This is a genomic window from Kurthia sp. FSL E2-0154 (assembly GCF_038003625.1).
Taxonomy (GTDB): Bacteria; Bacillota; Bacilli; order Bacillales_A; family Planococcaceae; genus Kurthia; species Kurthia gibsonii.
In genome coordinates, this window is the sequence record NZ_JBBOPO010000001.1 from 239,162 (window position 1) to 255,887 (window position 16,726).

General features: G+C 36.7%; 16 protein-coding genes and 1 pseudogene. 13 read left to right on the top strand and 4 right to left on the bottom strand.

Annotation, left to right across the window (positions count from 1 at the left end):
* Positions 1-319: 319 nt before the first annotated feature.
* The 9 genes and pseudogenes from MHB75_RS01080 to MHB75_RS01120 all read left to right on the top strand — a co-directional run bounded on the left by MHB75_RS01080 (position 320) and on the right by MHB75_RS01120 (position 9,094).
* Complete coding sequence (locus tag MHB75_RS01080; RefSeq protein ID WP_141274424.1) at positions 320-1,384, top strand: M42 family metallopeptidase; 1,065 nt, start codon at positions 320-322, stop codon at positions 1,382-1,384.
* A 1-nt stretch (position 1,385) separates the two neighbouring features.
* Positions 1,386-2,858, top strand: a complete 1,473-nt coding sequence (locus MHB75_RS01085; protein WP_141274423.1) for a UDP-N-acetylmuramoyl-L-alanyl-D-glutamate--2,6-diaminopimelate ligase — start codon at positions 1,386-1,388, stop codon at positions 2,856-2,858.
* A gap of 161 nt (positions 2,859-3,019) precedes the next feature.
* On the top strand, positions 3,020-3,418 hold the full coding sequence (gene tnpA, locus MHB75_RS01090; RefSeq protein ID WP_141274422.1) for an IS200/IS605 family transposase: 399 nt from the start codon (positions 3,020-3,022) through the stop codon (positions 3,416-3,418).
* Positions 3,418-4,506, top strand: coding sequence for an IS200/IS605 family element RNA-guided endonuclease TnpB (gene tnpB / locus MHB75_RS01095; RefSeq protein WP_141274421.1), 1,089 nt, complete (start codon positions 3,418-3,420; stop codon positions 4,504-4,506). The genes tnpA and tnpB overlap by 1 nt, the downstream gene beginning before the upstream one ends.
* A gap of 291 nt (positions 4,507-4,797) precedes the next feature.
* Positions 4,798-6,372 carry a peptide chain release factor 3 gene (locus MHB75_RS01100; RefSeq protein WP_141274420.1) on the top strand — a complete coding sequence of 525 codons (1,575 nt, stop codon included), beginning with the start codon at positions 4,798-4,800 and terminating at the stop codon, positions 6,370-6,372.
* Between the two features lie 113 nt (positions 6,373-6,485).
* Positions 6,486-6,782, top strand: a complete 297-nt coding sequence (locus MHB75_RS01105; RefSeq protein ID WP_340995348.1) for an ArsR/SmtB family transcription factor — start codon at positions 6,486-6,488, stop codon at positions 6,780-6,782.
* 13 nt (positions 6,783-6,795) lie between these two features.
* Positions 6,796-8,091: an arsenic transporter gene (locus MHB75_RS01110; RefSeq protein WP_340995351.1), complete on the top strand. Its 1,296-nt coding sequence runs from the start codon at positions 6,796-6,798 to the stop codon at positions 8,089-8,091.
* 317 nt (positions 8,092-8,408) lie between these two features.
* Positions 8,409-8,657: a hypothetical protein gene (locus MHB75_RS01115; protein ID WP_340995353.1), complete on the top strand. Its 249-nt coding sequence runs from the start codon at positions 8,409-8,411 to the stop codon at positions 8,655-8,657.
* 20 nt (positions 8,658-8,677) lie between these two features.
* A pseudogene (locus tag MHB75_RS01120) lies at positions 8,678-9,094 on the top strand (GGDEF domain-containing protein).
* A gap of 60 nt (positions 9,095-9,154) precedes the next feature.
* Here the strand turns inward: MHB75_RS01120 and MHB75_RS01125 are convergent.
* Genes MHB75_RS01125 through MHB75_RS01140 form a run of 4 tightly spaced genes read right to left on the bottom strand, consistent with a single transcriptional unit; the run spans position 9,155 to position 12,958 of the window.
* The gene (locus tag MHB75_RS01125; protein WP_340995355.1) at positions 9,155-10,225 is read right to left on the bottom strand and encodes a sulfate/molybdate ABC transporter ATP-binding protein; all 1,071 of its coding nucleotides are present in this window, start codon (positions 10,223-10,225) and stop codon (positions 9,155-9,157) included.
* Positions 10,222-11,094: a sulfate ABC transporter permease subunit CysW gene (gene cysW, locus MHB75_RS01130; protein ID WP_340995358.1), complete on the bottom strand. Its 873-nt coding sequence runs from the start codon at positions 11,092-11,094 to the stop codon at positions 10,222-10,224. The genes MHB75_RS01125 and cysW overlap by 4 nt, the downstream gene beginning before the upstream one ends.
* Before the next feature lies 1 nt (position 11,095).
* A complete protein-coding gene (gene cysT / locus MHB75_RS01135) occupies positions 11,096-11,941 on the bottom strand; it encodes a sulfate ABC transporter permease subunit CysT (protein WP_121175787.1) in 846 nt (281 codons plus the stop codon).
* Positions 11,942-11,956: 15 nt separating this feature from the next.
* Positions 11,957-12,958 carry a sulfate ABC transporter substrate-binding protein gene (locus tag MHB75_RS01140; RefSeq protein ID WP_340995361.1) on the bottom strand — a complete coding sequence of 334 codons (1,002 nt, stop codon included), beginning with the start codon at positions 12,956-12,958 and terminating at the stop codon, positions 11,957-11,959.
* 275 nt (positions 12,959-13,233) lie between these two features.
* On the opposite strand from MHB75_RS01140, the gene MHB75_RS01145 reads away from it, so the two are divergent.
* The 4 genes from MHB75_RS01145 to MHB75_RS01160 all read left to right on the top strand — a co-directional run bounded on the left by MHB75_RS01145 (position 13,234) and on the right by MHB75_RS01160 (position 16,645).
* Positions 13,234-13,926, top strand: coding sequence for a phosphoadenylyl-sulfate reductase (locus MHB75_RS01145; protein WP_340995364.1), 693 nt, complete (start codon positions 13,234-13,236; stop codon positions 13,924-13,926).
* A gap of 12 nt (positions 13,927-13,938) precedes the next feature.
* Positions 13,939-15,057, top strand: a complete 1,119-nt coding sequence (gene sat, locus MHB75_RS01150; RefSeq protein ID WP_141274509.1) for a sulfate adenylyltransferase — start codon at positions 13,939-13,941, stop codon at positions 15,055-15,057.
* Positions 15,054-15,638, top strand: coding sequence for an adenylyl-sulfate kinase (cysC, locus tag MHB75_RS01155; RefSeq protein ID WP_340995366.1), 585 nt, complete (start codon positions 15,054-15,056; stop codon positions 15,636-15,638). Before sat ends, cysC begins: the two co-directional genes overlap by 4 nt.
* Positions 15,639-15,877: 239 nt before the next feature.
* Complete coding sequence (locus tag MHB75_RS01160; RefSeq protein ID WP_141274511.1) at positions 15,878-16,645, top strand: TerC family protein; 768 nt, start codon at positions 15,878-15,880, stop codon at positions 16,643-16,645.
* Positions 16,646-16,726 lie beyond the last annotated feature (81 nt).

Here is a 16,726-nt window from a genome sequence, read left to right on the forward strand (position 1 = left end):
ACAATAAAGCCGCAAACGACTAAATCGTTCGCGCGAAGTCGATAAAGTAAATACGCTGTGGTGCAAAGCATGAGAGAGAGCCAAGGAAAGCTGTGAAGTCCCTTAGCAAACCCAGTTGCTATTAGAACCGTATATAGAAAAATACTTGTCATAATAATAAATAACACAATTTTATTCCGTTTACGTAAACTAGAAGTAGTGTGCTTCATAGGAAAAAACACCTCGAATCGATTAATACATCTATCATACAGTATTTGACGGTGTCGGAAAATGTCATATTCTGATATTATGGAATAAATATAAGAGGGGGCTTTCTAAATTGAGTATTTTTAATGAGACTGAAACAATTGCTTTACTAGAAAAACTAACGAACACACCGAGCCCTACTGGGTACACGAAAAAAATCATGCAAGTGATGGCGACAATTTTCGACGAAATCGGTGTTCCTTATACACGCACGAATAAAGGCGCATTAATTGTGACACTGAAAGGTGAGAACGATGAACGTCATCGTTTATTAACAGCACATACAGATACACTAGGTGCTATGGTAAAAGAAGTGAAGTCTTCAGGTCGCTTATCGTTATCGATGATTGGCGGATTTAATTGGAATGCAGTAGAAGGTGAGTATTGTACAATTCATACAGCGTCTGGCGAAGAAATTCGTGGAACGATTTTAATGCACGAAACATCTGTCCATGTTTATCGTGGTGCAGGTAGTTTGCCACGTGATGAAAAACATATCGAAGTGCGTGTAGATGCAAGAGTGAAAAATGCGGACGATACGCGCGCGCTTGGAATTGAAGTTGGGGACTTCATCTCATTTGATAATCGTTTTGAACAGACAGATACAGGCTTCATTAAAACACGTCATTTAGATGATAAGGCGAGTACGACATTATTAATTGAACTTGTAAAATATGTACATCAAAAACAAATCACATTACCTTATACAACACATATTTATATTTCAAATAATGAAGAAATTGGTTATGGCGGTAATTCAAATATTCCAGAAAAAACAGTCGAGTATATTGCAGTAGATATGGGGGCAATTGGTGATGGGCAACAAACAGATGAATACACAGTCTCAATTTGTGCAAAAGACTCAAGTGGTCCTTATCACTATGAATTAACCCAGCAACTTGTTCGACTTGCAAAAGCAAATCAAATTGATTATAAGCTAGACATTTACCCTTATTACGGATCAGATGCCTCGGCTGCGATTAAAGCAGGGGCAGATGTTCGCCATGCTTTATTTGGTGCAGGTATTGAATCTTCTCATGCCTATGAGCGAACGCATATAGATTCTTTGCGTCATACAGCAGATTTACTTTATGCATATGTAATGTCGCCAATGGTAGATGAAGAGGAGGAAGCATAGTATGCAAGCAACACAATTATTACAATGTTTACCGATTAAAAAAATTATCGGAACATTACCAGAAAATATTAAAGATATTGCTATCGATTCACGCAATGTACAAGATAAAACTATTTTTATCTGTATTAAAGGTTACACAGTCGATGCACATGATTTTGCACAGCAAGCAGTAGATCAAGGTGCAACAATTGTCGTAGTCGATCATGTACTTGATTTAACAGGAGATGTCGCACAAGTTGTTGTAGAAGATACAAGTCGTGCACTTGGCTTACTCGCAGCAAAATTCTTCGACTATCCTTCAAAAGATTTGACGATGTTTGGTGTAACAGGTACAAATGGTAAAACGTCTGTTGCGACAATGATTCAAAATGTTTTACAAGGACTGGGTGTACGTTCAGCGCTATCTGGCACAATCGGTTTTAACTTGAATGGTGTCATGTACGATTCAGCGAATACAACAAGTGATGCACTGACAACACAACAAATGATTTTCCGTGCCAAAGCAGAAGGTTGTCGCGGTATGGTCATGGAAGTATCTTCACATGGACTTGTACTAGGTCGTTTAGCAGGTGTTGAATTCGACGTTGCAATTTTCACGAACTTAACGCATGACCATTTAGACTTCCACGGCACAATGGAAAACTACGGTAACGCTAAAGGGATGTTATTCTCTCAACTGGGACAAGACCTTGAAAAAGATAAACATGCCGTATTAAATTCAGATGATCCATGGTCTAAAACATATGCGGGTTTAACACCTTATCCAATCTGGACATATGCGATTCATGATGACAACGCTGTATTCCAAGGTTTGAATATTAAATACCATGATGAACATACAGAGTTCGATATGAAAACACCAGAAGGTACAAAACACGTCGAATTAAAGTTACTTGGTGAATTCAATGTGTACAATATGTTAGCCGCAACAGCAGCTCTTTATTGTAAAGGTTATGCATTAGATGATATTATTCAACAATTTGAACATATGATGCCGATTAAAGGGCGTATGCAAAAAATTGAGACAGGTAAATTACCGATTTCAATTTTTGTTGATTATGCACATACACCAGATGCAATTGAAAAAGCAATTACAGCAGCTATGCCATACAAAGAGAAAAAATTAATTTTTGTCATCGGTACAGGTGGTAATCGTGATAAATCAAAACGTCCAGATATGGCACGCATGGCTTCAATGGCTGATTACGTTGTCTTAACAACAGACGATCCCCGCTATGAAGCATATGATTCAATTGTAGGCGATTTAGAAAAAGGTATGACACATGATAACTATGCATGTATTGGTGACCGCGCAGAAGCAGTTCGCCATGCAGTAGAAATTGCGGAACCAGGTGATTTAATCTTATTCGCTGGTAAAGGTCATGAAGATTATCAAATTATTGAAGATACAAAGTATCCACATAGCGATGCAGAAATTGCGCTGATTGCAGCAAAAGAAAAGTTCGGTATGTAAGATTCAAAAGAAGTTGTGGTTGAAATAAGCCACAACTTCTTTTTTAACCTAATTGTGCGAAATTCTCCCACTTCTAAAGTGGGAGATGGATAGCACTTGACGACAGTCAACGATAGAAGTACAGTATAATCAGTAGTAAAGGATAGAAAGTAGGAATATCAATGGATTTAGACACTAATAACCATTCAGTATTCAAGTTATCATATCACTTAGTATTGGTTATAAAATATCGTAGAAAAGTAATTGATGATGATATATCCAATAGATTAAAGGAAATATTTGAGTATATTTCACCTAAGTATAATGTAACTTTAGAAGAATGGAATCACGATAAAGACCATGTTCACTTACTATTCAGAGGTACACCAAATACAGAAATATCTAAATTCCTTAATGCTTATAAGTCTGCAAGTAGTAGACTTATAAAAAAGGAATATCCATCTATAAGAAAACAGTTATGGAAAGAATATTTTTGGAGTAGAAGTTATTGCTTACTAACTGCTGGTGGAGCACCTATTGAAGTAGTAAGAAAATATATTGAAAAACAGGGGGTGAGATAATGCTTAAAGCCTATAAGTATAGGATATATCCAACAAGTGAACAAAGATTATATCTTGCTAAAGTCTTTGGTTGTACTAGATTTATCTATAATAAAATGTTAGCAGATAGAATTAAATCTTATGAAGAAAATAAAGATTTAGATAATAAAGCTATGAAATACCCTACACCTGCTCAATACAAGAAAGAATATGAGTGGTTAAAAGAAGTAGATAGTTTAGCTTTAGCTAATGCACAAATGAATTTAGATAAAGCATATAAAAACTTCTTTAGAGATAAGTCCATAGGATTTCCTAAATTCAAGTCTAAAAAAACGAATAGATTTAGTTATACAACTAATAATCAAAAGGGAACTATTCGGATAGATGGGAGATATGTAAAAATACCTAAGTTAAAATCTAAGATAAAAATAGTTTTGCATAGGCAATTCAAAGGATTGATTAAATCTGCAACTATATCTAAAACACCAAGCAATCAATACTATATTTCAATATTAGTAGATACTGAAAATAGTCAACTACCAAAGAATGATAATAAAATAGGCATTGACCTTGGGTTAAAGGAATTTGCTATATGTTCCAATGGCGATAGATATGACAACCCTAAAAATCTTAGAAAATCTGAAAAGAAATTAGCTAAATTACAAAAGGATTTGAGCAGAAAAACTAAAGGAAGTAATAACAGATATAAAGCAAGATTAAAGGTTGCTAAACTACATCAAAAAATAGCCAATCAACGTAAAGACTTTCTACACAAATTATCAACTAAAATTATTAGCGATAACCAAGTAATAGTTTTAGAAGATTTGAGAGTTAAAAATATGCTAAAAAATCATAAATTAGCTAAGGCAATAAGTGAAGTTAGTTGGGCTGAATTTAGGATAATGTTAGAATATAAAGCATCTTGGCAAGGTAGAAAAATAGTTATTGCTCCATCTAACTATGCTAGTAGTCAACTTTGTTCAGAATGTGGTTATAAAAATAGTGATGTAAAAAATCTAGCACTTAGAAAATGGACTTGTCCCGAATGTGGCGCAATCCACGACAGAGATATAAATGCGAGCATAAATCTACTGAAATTAGCCCTATAATTTTGGTAATAACTTGAGGTAGGGACTACCTTATTAGCTTGGGTAAACTTGTACCATTGGGTATATTGACCAAGAAGCTCCCACTTCTATAAGTGGAGAGTAGTTCACTTCGATGTGCTTTTACTTTAGGGGTTTTTCTCATATGATAATTTTGATATAATTGTAAGGTTAGAAACGTAAATAATGAACGAATCATATACAAACTCATAGGTAAGGAACGGTGATACCCGATGTAGACAAACCTTCAACCAACCATTTATGAAAATATATGATAGTAGAAGGAGCAAAATAATGAGCACAACATTAGAACAAGAAATTTTATCACGTCGTACTTTTGCGATTATCTCCCACCCCGATGCTGGTAAAACAACAATTACAGAAAAACTTTTATACTTTGGTGGTGCGATTCGCGATGCCGGTACAGTAAAGGGTAAAAAATCAGGTAAATTCGCAACATCTGACTGGATGGAAATCGAAAAACAACGTGGTATTTCGGTTACATCATCTGTTATGCAATTCGATTATGCAGATTGCCGTATCAACATCTTAGATACACCAGGACACCAAGATTTCTCGGAAGACACATACCGTACATTAATGGCTGTAGATAGTGCAGTCATGGTTGTCGATGCCGCAAAAGGGATTGAGGAACAAACGAAGAAGTTATTCCAAGTATGTCGTATGCGTGGTATTCCAATCTTCACATTCATTAATAAATTAGACCGTCAAGGTAAAGAACCACTAGAATTAATGGAAGAATTAGAAGAAGTATTAGGCATTCAAACATATGCGATGAACTGGCCAATCGGTATGGGTAAAGAGTTCTTAGGGATTTATGACCGCTACAATAACCGTATTGAACAATTCCGTACAGAAGAAGAAGATCGATTCATTCCTTTAAATGCAGAAGGTGGAGTAGATGTTGAGAATGATATGACAAAAACATCTTACTACACACAGGCTTTAGACGATATTTTACTTTTAGATGAAGCTGGTAATGACTTCTCTGAAGATGCGATTGCAAAAGGTCAATTAACACCTGTATTCTTCGGTTCAGCTTTAACAAACTTCGGGGTACAAACATTCCTTGAAACATACTTGAAGTTTGCGCCAGGTCCACAACCACGTTTAACAGAACAAGAAACAATTGTGGAACCAACAGATGAAGAATTCTCAGGATTCGTATTCAAAATTCAAGCAAATATGAACCCAGCTCACCGCGACCGTATCGCATTCGTTCGTATCGTATCAGGTAAATTCACGCGTGGTATGAATGTAACGATGACACGTACAGCGAAATCATTCAAAGTAACACAGGCGACAACGTTCTTAGCAGATGACCGTGAAACAGCAGATGAAGCTGTAGCGGGTGATATTATCGGTTTATATGATACAGGTAACTACCAAATTGGTGATACAATTGTCGGCGGCAAAAAGAAATTCCAATTTGAAAAATTACCGCAATTCACACCTGAATTATTTGTGCGTGTAACAGCGAAAAACGTCATGAAGCAAAAGCACTTCCATAAAGGTATTGAGCAATTAGTACAAGAAGGTGCGATTCAATACTATAAAACATTACACACAGAAGATACAATTCTTGGAGCAGTTGGTCAATTACAGTTTGAAGTATTTGAAAACCGCATGAAGAATGAGTATAACGTAGATGTGGTTATGCAACCAATCGGTTCGAAAATTGCCCGTTGGATTGAAAATGAAGAAGACGTAAAAGACTCAATGACAGGACCACGTAGTATGCTTGTAAATGATCGTTTTGGTAATAAGGTATTCTTATTCGAAAATGAATTTGCAATGCGTTGGTTCAATGATAAATATCCAGAGATTCGTTTATATAGCTTACTATAAGACGAAAACACACCTTTCTAAATGAGAGAGGTGTGTTTTTTTATTTGAATCTCTTTTAAAAAGTAGATTTTTCATATAATATATAAGTTGATGCTTATATAAGGAGGGTTTAGATGAATCAAGAACAACTCATTCAACAGCTAAAGGCAGTAAGCGATGCCAATCGTTTAAAATTACTTGCCGCTTTAAAAAATGGAGAATGTTGTGTCTGTGATTTTGTACCATTACTACAAATTTCACAACCTGCTGTCAGTCAGCAATTGAAAAAACTAAAAGACGCATCTATTATTCAAGAGCGAAAAGAAGGGGCTTGGCGCTACTATCGTTTAGTAGATTCATTATCACCTGTCATACAAGCTGTACTAGATGAATTAGAACCTATTACGATTCAATCATCGTGTTCAAAATAGGTAGGAGGAAATTATGTTTGATTTTTGGATTGCTTTACTATTATTTATCGTGACATTATTTTTTGTCATTGTTCAACCACGTAATATAGGGATTGGCTGGTCAGCTTGTGCCGGTGCAGCAATTGCTTTTTTATTAGGTATTGTGAATATGGAGGACTTTAAGTCGGTTGTCGGTATTACGTGGAATGCAATACTTGCATTTATCGGTATTATTATGATTTCAATCATTCTTGACGAAATCGGTGTTTTTGAATGGTCAGCGCGTCATATGGCAAAGTTGGCTCGTGGTCATGGTATTCGCATGTATATCTACATTTGTTTACTTGGTGCAGTTGTTGCCGCATTTTTTGCGAATGACGGAGCAGCTCTTATTTTGACACCAATCGTTTTAGCGATGGTGCGTAATTTGAATTTTAAAGAAAAAATGATTTTCCCGTTTATTATCGCAAGTGGTTTTATTGCAGATATGACGTCATTACCCTTTGTTATTAGTAACTTAGTAAACATTGTTGCCGCAGATTATTTTTCAATTGGTTTTGCAGAATATGCACTTCATATGATTATTCCGAACCTTTTTTCACTACTTGCAACAATCATCATTTTACTATGGTATTTTAAAAAGGCGATTCCGCGTACATATGATGCAACGCAAATTTCAGAACCAAAAGATGCGATTCGTCATCAATCCCTTTTTAAACAATCATGGTGGATGTCACTATTATTATTAATTGGTTACTTCTCGAGTGAATGGACAGGTATTCCTGTATCATTTATCGTTTTAGCAGTTGCATTCATTCTGCTTATTCAAATGAAAGTATACCGTTTTTCAAGTCCAACAAAAATAATTAAAATGGCTCCTTGGAATATTGTATTCTTTTCGATTGGAATGTATTTAGTCGTGTACGGACTAGGAAGCGCAGGAATGACACATGGCGTTGCAACATGGATTCAGTGGTTAGCAGATCAAGGATTATTCGTCGCAACAATTGGTATGGGATTCTTATCGGCTATTTTATCAGCAATTATGAATAATTTACCAACTGTTATGATTCAGTCATTAGCAATTCAAGAAGTGAATACGACACCTGTTATTCGAGATACACTCATTTATGCGAATGTAATTGGCTCGGACTTAGGCCCAAAAATGACACCAATTGGTTCACTTGCAACATTGGTTTGGCTTCATGTATTGTCACTTAAAGGGATTCAAATCTCTTGGATTCGTTACATAAAGATTGGGTTTATTTGTACAATCCCAATTCTACTTGTAACATTACTAGGACTGTATATTACAATGAAATTATTTTAAAAATCATCCTTTCCAAGGGTGGTTTTTTTGTTGTGTTTTTCATACACAAAAAGGAAAATAATTACCGTATAATTGAAGAAAATAGTAATAAGATACTTAATAAATGAAAAAATTCAAAATGAACTGAAAAAATACACTTTTCAACCGATGTATGTTTCGTAAGGGATTATTAACATATTAATAAAAATAAATAGATATGAACTGGAGGGCACTGCATGAATTACAGATAGCTATATGCTATTTTTTTAATCTGTTTCATATTCTTGATTGATCCTTCAACTGCCAGTAGTTCTGAAAAAGAAGTACACGATGTAAATTTGAATACATATTTGGCACAACAAAATAAGGCATCTTTGGAAGGTGATTGGAGGTATATTGAAGGTATTCGTACGCCAAATGAGATGAAACAAGCGTATATAATATTGCCAACTACAAAAATTCCAATTGAATTCAGTCAATTATTTAATCGAGACGATGCTTCTGCAACATTTTCTACATATATCAAGATTCCAAGCTGTTTTGTAGGACAACTAATGGCAATCGACATTATTTTAATGAATATATAGAAAAAGCATTTGCGGAAGTAATCAAAGAACATGCTTCGCTCTCCATGTTAATCTTAGATGTGGATGATTTTAAAAAGTACAATGATTTTTAAGGACACATTGAAGGGGATTAATTATTGCAATATCTTGCAAGGGGTATGTCTAAAGTCGTACCAAAAGAAGGCGTTCTAGCACGCTATGGAGGAGAAGAATTCGCCATTGTGCTACCGAACTATTCAAACGAACAAGCTACAGCAATCGCTGAAAAAATAAAATCTCGTATTGCATATCAAAATTTACAACAAGCTGCGAGTGATTATGGCCTTATTACAGTGAGTATTGGAGTCGCAACACATGAATGTAAAACACAATATGCAACTGTGAATGAAAGAATTAACGCAGCTAATCAAAATTTATATATCTGTAAAAATACTGGTAAAAATAAAGTGGTTTATTAAAAAATCCAAATGTATGATGTGTCGGTATTTTACCGATTACTCAAACATTTGGATTTTTTATTAGATTGAAAAGTCTTCAGGCACAAATACTTTTAATTGTTTTGGATGGATGTAGACTGTATCACCTTTTTCAATGGCAAGTTGAGTGAAGAATTCTTTTGTAATTTCTGCTTCTAAATAGTCATTCGTATCAGGTCGATGTAATTCAATATGAATTGTCGCACCGATTGGATGAATATGTAGGACGGTTGCTTTTACTGTATTCGGTCTTACTTCTTTTTCAATTGCGACATCATGTGGACGAACATAACCAACTGTTTCTTGTTCGGAATCAAGGTTAGACCCTGGAACTTTGAATGAGAAGTCGCCATTAATGAGTTCGCCTTTTCGTAATCTTCCTTTAAAGAGGTTCACATTTCCCAGGAAATCATAAACGAACGGTGAAGCAGGATTTTCATATACTTCAACAGGGGAGCCGATTTGTTCAATACGACCTTCATTCATAATAACAATCCGATCGGCTACATCAAGTGCTTCCTCTTGGTCATGTGTTACAAAAATAGAGGTAATATGATAGTCATTGTGTAATTTTCGTAGCCATCTGCGCAAATCTTTTCTTACTTTCGCATCGAGTGCGCCAAATGGTTCGTCGAGTAGTAACACTTTTGGTTCAACGGCAAGTGCGCGTGCAAGAGCCACACGTTGACGCTGCCCTCCTGATAATTGTGAAGGGTAGCGTTTCGCAAAATGTTCTAATTTAACGAGCGCGAGTAACTCCATTACCTTATCTTCGATTTCTTTTTTAGATGGACGTAGTTTTTTCGGTCTTACTTTTAAACCATATGCGACATTATCAAAAACAGTCATATGGTTAAATAAAGCATAATGTTGAAACACAAAACCGATATTTCGCTCTTTAGCGCTAAGATGTACAACTTCTTTTTGGTCGAATAGAATCGTTCCTTCATCTAATGTTTCAAGTCCAGCAATAATTCGAAGAAGGCTTGTTTTCCCAGAACCGGATGGACCTAATAAAGCGACTAATTCACCAGGTTGAATCGATAGTGAAATTTTTTGTAGTGCATGGTACTGACCGAAATGTTTATCAATTTCTCTTAACTCAATACTCATTTAGAAACCTCCTTCGTACGCCATTCGATGATATTTTTTGCGATGATTGTTGCGAGTGCGAGTAGCGACATGAGTGATGCCACCGCAAATGCTGCTGTAAATTGGTATTCGTTATATAAAACTTCGATGTGTAGGGGCATCGTATTCGTTAAGCCGCGAATATGACCAGATACGACAGATACTGCACCGAATTCACCAATGACACGTGCGTTACATAGAATCACACCATATAATAAACCCCACTTAATTTTCGGAAGTGTAATGCGTATAAAGGTTTGAAAACCATTTGCACCAAGTGAATGTGAAGCTTCTTCTTCTGACTGCCCTTGTGCCTGCATAAGTGGAATGAGTTCACGCGCCACAAAAGGAACCGTCACAAACAATGTCGCTAAAATAATGCCAGGTAGTGCGAAAATAATAAAGATATCTCGCTCAAGTAACCATTCACCGAATAACCCTTGTGCGCCGAATAATAAGACGAAAATTAAACCGGCGATCACAGGTGATACAGCAAAGGGTAAATCGATGAGCGTTAAGAGTATATTTTTACCTTTAAAATGATATTTTGAAATAAGCCATGCACTCAGTACACCGAATAATGTATTCAATGGTACAACAATTAATACGACAAGGAATGTCAGTCGAATAGCAGAAAGCGCCTCGCTATTCGTAATGGATGCTAAATAGACATCTACACCTTTTTGAAAAGCTGTCATAAAAATCATGACAAGCGGTAATAATAAGAAAAGAGATAAAAAAAGTACACTAATCGTAATTAATGAGCGGCGAATCCACTTCGGTTCACTCGTAGGTGAATCTGTCTTCACTTTTGGTAAAGTATGTGGTTGTTCGAGTACGTTCTCTGTCATATTATGCACCTACTCTCTTTGTATATTTACGTTGAATGAGCCATTGAATGATATTCATCGTGAGTAAAAAGAAGAATGAACCAATTAGCATAACCGAAGCAATGGCAGTCGCTCCTACATAATCATATTGTTCTAATTTTGTCATGATGAATAATGGTGTAATCTCTGTCTTCATCGGCATATTACCAGCGATAAAAACAACCGAACCATATTCACCTAATGCACGCGCAAAAGCTAAAGTAAAGCCTGTCATAATTGCTGGAATGAGTGTAGGGAAGATGACGTGACGAATCGTCTGCATACGATTTGCACCAAGACTAGCTGAAGCTTCTTCTTCCTCAATACGAAAGCTTTCAAGTACAGGCTGAACTGTACGAACAACAAAAGGCAGTCCAATAAACGTAAGAGCAATCATAATACCAAGCGGTGTGAAAGCAATTTTGAAATCGAAAAATTGACCAATCCATCCATTGGGTGCATAAAGAGCTGTTAGCGCAATCCCCGCAACAGCTGTTGGTAATGCGAAAGGTAAATCAACAAGCCCGTCCATTAAAGACTTAAGCGGAAATGTATAGCGAACAAGAACCCATGCAATAATCGTACCGAAAACGACATTGATGAGCGCTGCCACAAGTGATGCACCAATCGTTAACTTATAGGAGGCGACGGCACGCGGATCTGAAATAATCGTCCAAAATTCTCCCCATGTCAATTGAAGCGAATGCAGAAGAATCATCGATAACGGTAATAAAATTAATAAACTAACATAAAAGATTGTGAAGCCGAATGAGAGTTTAAAACCCGGAAGTCGAAAAGCTTTTTGTTTTTTTGCTGTAAGTGAAGCCATTTAATCACCACTTTCTTATTGATAAATTTTGTCGAATAAACCACCGTCTTGGAAATGTGTTTTTTGTGCTTTTTGCCAACCACCAAAGTCTTCAATCGTAACAAGTTGAAGTGGTGGGAATTGTTTTTCATATTGCTTTAAAATTTCTGGGTCACGAGGTCGATAGAAATTTTTTGCTGCAATTTCTTGACCTTCTTTTGTATACAAGAATTTTAAATAAGCAGTTGCGACTTTTTCCGTACCACGCTTTTTCGCATTTTTTGTGACAACTGTAACAGGTGGTTCCGCCAAAATACTAAGAGAAGGAGTAATGATTTCGAATTCATCTGCACCTAACTCTTTTAATGACAAGTAGGCTTCATTTTCCCACGTGATGAGTACATCACCGATCCCACGCTCTACAAAAGTCGTAGTAGACCCGCGTGCTCCTGAATCAAGTACATCGACATTCCCATACAATTTTTGCATGAACTCAAATGGTGTTAGGTTTGTTTCTTGTTCATATTTTTCTGCGTATGCATAAGCTGCTAAGTAATTCCAACGCGCCCCACCTGATGTTTTAGGGTTCGGTGTGACAACTGAAACGTCTGGGCGAATTAAATCAGACCAGTCTTGAATTTTTTTCGGATTATCTTTTCGGACTAAGAAGACAATCGTCGATGTGTAAGGAGCCGAATGGTCAGGGAGCGCACTTTGCCAATTTGGTGAAATGAGTTCTCGATGTTTTGTCAGTTCATCAATATCATAAGCAAGTGCAAGCGTGACAACATCTGCTCGAATCCCGTCGATGACTGCCCGTCCTTGTTTACCAGAACCTCCGTGAGATTGCTGAATGGTTACAGTTTGTCCTGTTTTTTCTTTCCACTCTTTCGCAAATGCTGTATTGATTCCTTGATATAGTTCGCGTGTTGGATCGTAGGAAACGTTTAACAACTGAATTTCTTTCTCCGAAGCTTTTGACGAACAACCTGCTAATAAGAAGATAGTAAGAATCAAAAGCAAACTCTTTCTTTTCATGTATAAATCCCTCCTTCAAAAAAAACTGAAAACTGCACACGAATACTACCGTGTACAGCCTTCAGTTTGTCTGATCAGCTAACTTTGTTAGTTATACGATAAACACATATTCCCTACAAGTCAACTAAGAATTTACAAAAAACCTATTTTATTTATCGGAATTACATGATATACTCCATTTAAGAAAAGCTAACCAGAAAACTGGAGGCGATTCAACCTAACTAGCACATAGTAGGTTGAATCGCCTTTTCGTTTACTAGAAAGGAGTGTTCTACATGACACAAGCCGAAATAAAACCGCCCCTATTTTCAAAAGACACAGATACAAAAGGGGCATTGGAAGTTTTAAGATGGGCATATGAAACATATGGTGACAAATTAGTTTATGGATGTAGTTTTGGTATTGAAGGGATTGTCCTCATTCATTTAATTGCACAAGTAAAACCAGATGCAAAAATTGTTTTCCTTGATACAGACCTTCATTTCAAAGAGACATATGAAACGATTGAACGTACAAAAGAACGTTATCCAACATTACAAATTGAATTGAAAAAACCAACACTGACATTAGAACAACAAGCGAGTGAGTATGGGGATGAATTATGGAAAACAGCACCAAATCAATGCTGCAATATCCGTAAAATTGAACCATTACAAGAAGTACTACAAGCTTCTGATGCATGGATTTCAGGTTTGCGCCGCGAACAATCTGAAACGCGTGCTAAAACAGAGTTTGTAAATGATGATCCTCGTTTTAAATCAACCAAAATTTGCCCGCTTATTCATTGGACATGGAAAGATGTTTGGCGCTATGTATCCAAATATGATTTACCATACAACATACTGCATGACCAAGGTTATCCATCAATTGGTTGTGAAAAGTGTACAGTTCCAGCCTTTACAATGGATGATTTACGTTCAGGAAGATGGCAGGGTAAAGGAAAAACAGAGTGTGGATTACACGGATAGGGGAGAAAGAATATGACTTTAGTAAATCGTTATAATGAAAAATACCAAACAGCACATATTCAACATACGATTGAATTAGATGCGATTGCATTAAGTGATTTAGAATTAATCGGCATTGGTGGCTATAGTCCAATCGAAGGGTTTTTAAATGAAGAAGACTACCAATCGGTTGTGAAAAATATTCGTCTAGCAGATGGTACAGTATGGAGTATTCCAATTACATTACCAATTTCAGATGAGCAAGCGAAAACATTACAAGTGGGTGACGAGGCAAAGCTTGTGTATCAAGGTGAAACATATGGCGCGATTGAGATTGCGTCGATTTATGTACCGAATAAAGAAGAAGAAGCGCGTCATGTATATGGAACAGATGATCAAAACCACCCTGGTGTTCGTAAGTTATTTGAACGTCCAGCTGTATATGTAGGAGGACCTGTCGTTTTAACGAAGCGTCAGCAACCTGCTTTTGCAGATTATACGTTTACACCAGCTGAGACACGTGCAATTTTCGCGGAAAAAGGCTGGAAAACAGTCGTTGGATTCCAAACGCGTAATCCTGTCCACCGTGCGCATGAATATATTCAAAAAGCAGCTCTTGAAACGATTGACGGTCTATTTTTAAATCCACTTGTCGGCGAAACAAAATCAGATGATGTTTCAGCTACGATTCGTATGGAAAGTTATGAAGTATTATTAGAAAAATACTATCCAACAAATCGTGTGCAATTAGGTATTTTCCCAGCTGCGATGCGTTATGCTGGCCCACGTGAAGCAATTTTCCATGCGCTTGTACGTAAAAATTATGGTTGTACACATTTCATTGTAGGACGCGATCATGCCGGTGTAGGTGATTATTATGGTACGTATGATGCACAAATTATCTTTGAACAATTTACCAATGATGAATTAGGTATTACACCGCTGAAATTTGAACATAGCTTCTACTGCTCGGCATGTGAAGGAATGGCAACAACAAAAACATGTCCTCATGATGCAAAAGACCATATTATTTTGTCAGGAACAAAAGTACGTGAAATGTTGCGCAATGGTATTACACCACCACCGACATTTAGTCGTAAAGAAGTTGTCGAAGTGCTAATTCGTGGTATGAAGCAGGAGGTAGCAGAATGAGTACAAATTTAACATGGCATGAAGCCGCCATTCAAAAAGAAGAACGTCAACAGAAGAACGGATACGAAGGGAAAATTGTATGGTTTACAGGCTTATCAGCTTCAGGTAAATCAACGATTGCCAATGCCTTTTCTCGTCGTTTATTTGATTTGAATCGCCAAGTGTATGTTCTTGATGGTGATAATATCCGCCAAGGTTTAAATAGCGATTTAGGTTTTGGTGATGAAGCGCGAAAAGAGAATATTCGTCGTATTGGAGAAGTAGCAAAATTATTTATTGATAGCGGTCAATATGTATTAACTGCATTCATCTCACCATTTCGAGAAGATCGTCAAACTGTTCGCGACTTAGTAGGTGAGGGCGAATTTATCGAAGTATATGTCAAGTGTTCAATTGAAGCATGTGAAGAACGTGACCCGAAAGGATTGTATAAGAAGGCACGTAAACAAGAGATTCCATCATTTACAGGCATCTCATCTCCATATGAAGAACCATTGAATCCTGAGATTATTCTTAATTCTGAGAAGTATAGTGTAGAGGAATGTGTAGAACAATTATTAAAAGAGCTAAACATTCGTTAGAAGCAAAATAAGTTTACAGCAAACTTAAAATCCGTTATACTATTCCTATAAACAAACGAATAAGACTTTGACAGTTGTCAAAGGGGAGTAGCTATAGAACAATTTTTGTTCTACACTTGTAGTCGTCAATACATGGTCAAAAGCCATCGGTTACAAGAGCATTTAAATTTGCTAAGTGAGACCTTTGCCTATTTTTTAGGTATGGGTCTTTTTTGTTTGTAGCAAAAGGAGGAACCTATATGGAAATATTATTAGAGTATGGTTGGGTATTACTTGTACTTGTCGGTTTAGAAGGTTTACTTGCGGCTGATAACGCGGTTGTTATGGCGGTTATGGTAAAACACTTACCGTTAGCTCAGAGAAAGAAAGCTTTATTCTACGGATTACTTGGAGCATTCGTATTCCGTTTCTTAGCCTTATTCATGATTACATTAATTGTCGACTGGTGGTTCGTACAAGCAGCAGGTGCAGCTTACTTACTATTCATCTCAATTAAGCACATTTATGACTCGAAGAAGAAAAAAGATCCAGAAGATGAAGCGGTTAAGAAGCCGGAAAAACAATCTGGTTTCTGGATGACCGTCGTAAAAGTTGAAGCAGCAGATATCGCGTTCGCAATTGATTCGATGTTAGCAGCAGTTGCTTTAGCTGTTACATTACCAGCTTTAGGTGATTTCACAATTGGTGGAATCAACGGTGGTCAGTTCATTGTCATGTTCCTTGGTGGTGTAATCGGTCTTGTCATCATGCGATTTGCAGCACAATGGTTCGTTAAAATTCTTGAGAAGTATCCACAACTTGAAACAGCAGCGTTCGTCATCGTTGGTTGGGTTGGTGTAAAATTAACGGTTATGACACTTGCACATCCAAACGTACAAATTTTAGATGAGCACTTCCCACACTCTACTGCTTGGAAATTAATTTTCTGGACAGTATTAGTAGGAATCGCAGTGATTGGTTACATTACAGGTGTACGTGGTGCGAAAAAGCAAGACCACACATCGTAATACAGAAATACTGGATAAGAGGTTAGGTGTATTCCTAGCCTCTTTTCTTTTTGATAGGATATAAACGATATATAGAAGGGT